This window comes from Protofrankia sp. CiP1_Cm_nod3, from assembly GCF_982290655.1.
The window spans coordinates 13,756-16,416 of sequence record NZ_CEVIVD010000040.1; the positions used below are offsets into that span (position 1 = coordinate 13,756).

Sequence of the window (2,661 nt, forward strand, 5' to 3'; positions counted from 1 at the left end):
CTGATCCGTCCAGGGTTCCCGCGAACGCGGCTTCGCGTTGGGTTTCCACGCTCACTCTGAGAACCTCCCCAGCGCCTGCGCGCCAGCCGTACGCCCCCCATCCAGGACACGCGCGGCCGGTCAGCCGACACGGAGTCGCGAAGTGGGCGGCCAGCCGTACCGCCCGATTCGCGACATCGCATCCTATGGTGCCGCATCCCGTCGAGCGGTGAGCACCGGGTCCGGAGCGGTCGCGTTACGTGACGAAAAAAGCCGGATCGGGCAACGGCGGCCGGATCCGGCGAAAGCGGGCCGGAGCAGGGAGAACACAGAAACGATCAGTATGGCGGTGGCCGGTACCAGACCCGCCAGCCGCCCGGCAGGACGATGCTGGTGGGCACGAACGCGGTCGCGACAGCCAGCCGCTCACTCGTCCGGTCGCCCAGGCGCAACCGGGCCTCGACCACGACCGGGCCGCGGAACTCCAGCCAGCCGGCCAGCGCCCGCAGCACCTCGGTGGCATAGCCGTGACGCCGGTAGGGCCGCCCGATGGACACCGACACCAGCGCGCGCCGGCCGAACGCGTCCACCGCCAGCAGCCCGATGGCCGCCGAGTCGTCACCGCGGATCGTCCAGGTCATCACACCACGCCCGGCGCTGGCCCGGCGGCGCAGCGCGCGGCGTAACGTCTCGGTGGGATCGCCGGTGACGTCGATGGTGATCCCCTGCACCTTGGGCAGGTGGGTGCCCACCAGCAGCGGCCCGAGTTCCTCGGCGACGAACCCGGCGTTCCAGACGGTCAGCGGAAGCGCGAGCAGACGCAGGGTCGTCAGGGTCGGCGCATCAGCCACGGCGGGCGGGCTCCGCGACGCCGAGCAGTCCCCGTTCCCGCAGCAGCGCCTCGGTGCGGGCCATCCCCTCGTCCAGGCCGACGCGCGGCTGCCAGCCCGTCAGCCGCCGGATCCTGGCGATCGAGTAGGTGCCCGTACGGGTCAGTTCGGCCAGCGTCAGCGGGCCGAGATCCACATAGCCGCGAGGATGCAGCCGCGAGGTCACCCGGCCGGACAGCCAGCCGTGGCCGGACAGCAGCCGGTCGGTGCTGTCGAGCGCGCGCACCAGCGCCGCCGGCACCTGGCCCGGCAGGGGCACGCCGGCCATCCGCGCGTACCGGCCGAAGAAGTCCGACGCGGTGGCCGGCTCGCCGCCGGTGACGTGCAGGATCTCGCCAGCGGTCCGCTCGGCCCCGGCGACGGTGATGACAGCCGCGGTCAGGTCATCGACGTGGACCGGGCTCAGCAGCCCCCGGCCGCCGTCCACCAGGACGAAGCGCCCCGCCCGCAGCAGCAGCAGCGGCCACAGCGTCCACCGGCCGGCCCGCGGGCCGTAGGCGTCGCCGACCCGCAGCACCGTCACCGGCAGTCCCCGGGCGGACGCGGCGAGCGCCGCGCGTTCGGCCGCGGCGAGGGCGTCCGGGCGCGTCAGGCCGGTGGCCGTGACCGGCGCGCTCTCGTCCACCAGGTCCGGAAAGGAGGCGCCCAGCACGCTCACGCAGGACAGGTGCACGACACGGCCGACATCGGCGCGCTCGCACGCGTCCAGCAGCCCGGCGGTACCCCCGAGCGTCACCGAGCGTAGTTCGCTGTCGGTGAGTGGGGCCGGGCGGCGGCGCACGCCGGCGCGCACCGCGCCCAGTTCCCCGCCGCCGCCCGTGCCGACGGCCGCCGCGTGCACGACAAGATCGACACCGACCAGCAGTTTACCCAGCTCCGCCGGCTGGGTGACGTCCGCCACGACAATGCCCGGACCACGGCGGACATCGACCGGTATGACGTGGTAACCGCGCCGACGCAGCTCGTGCGCGACCGCGTCCCCGATGAATCCGCCAGCGCCAGTAACGACCGCGCGAGCCACGTCCCCCCTCATCGCCTTCCTGGAAGAGTCAATATCATAGGCGTCACATCCCGTCACGTTCTGTTGCCGATACGTCGTTCCAACGGCCCGGCATCGACTCGACGTGACCGGGAAGCCAGACTAACCGGTGATGACGGTCACAGCTGTCACGGCCCACACCCGGATACCACGCAAGCGGCCGTCCGGGAACAGAAAGCGACAGGCACGAGAGCGTCTCGTCCGGATCCGGGACCGCCCGCCATCGGCCGGCACCTGTCGGGCATGGCCTACGGCGTCCCGAAGTCCTGCGTCCAGTAGGTGCCGTAACGGCCTCCGGTGGCGTAGCCCACGCCGATCTGCCTCAACGAGCAGTTCAGGATGTTCGCGCGGTGCCCGGCGCTGTTCATCCAGCCCCGCACCACCTCCGCGGGTGTGCGCTGGCCCGCGGCGATGTTCTCCGCCGCGGCGGAGAACCCGTACCCGGCCTCCGCCATGCGCTGGAAGGGCGTCCGGCCGTCCAGGCTGTCGTGGCTGAAGTAGTCGCGGGTGGACATGTCGGCGCTGTGCGCCTGCGCGGCCGCGGTCAGGCGGCGGTCCGCCATGAGCGCCGCGCAGCCCGCTCTGGCCCGCTCGGCGTTCGTGAGCGCGACCACCTCGGACGCCTCGTCCGGGATCTGCTCGGACGGCGCGCTGGTCACCGGCGTGACCGGGTGCGCCGGTGACGGCGCCGGCGGTGCCGGCGCACCCGGGGCCGGCGCGGCCGATGGCGCCGGCGGCGGCGTGACCGGCGTG

At 73.2% G+C, this 2,661-nt stretch carries 3 protein-coding genes; all 3 read right to left on the reverse strand.

Annotated elements, in window-relative coordinates; translation table 11 throughout:
- Positions 1–317 precede the first annotated feature (317 nt).
- A complete protein-coding gene (locus tag AC5LUJ_RS10330; RefSeq protein ID WP_250285054.1) occupies positions 318–830 on the reverse strand; it encodes a GNAT family N-acetyltransferase in 513 nt (170 codons plus the stop codon).
- On the reverse strand, positions 823–1,890 hold the full coding sequence (locus tag AC5LUJ_RS10335) for an NAD-dependent epimerase/dehydratase family protein (RefSeq protein ID WP_250289838.1): 1,068 nt from the start codon (positions 1,888–1,890) through the stop codon (positions 823–825). Before AC5LUJ_RS10335 ends, AC5LUJ_RS10330 begins: the two co-directional genes overlap by 8 nt.
- A 266-nt stretch (positions 1,891–2,156) precedes the next feature.
- Positions 2,157–2,661: CAP domain-containing protein (locus tag AC5LUJ_RS10340; protein WP_493464834.1), on the reverse strand; the 505-nt coding region annotated here is incomplete at its 5' end.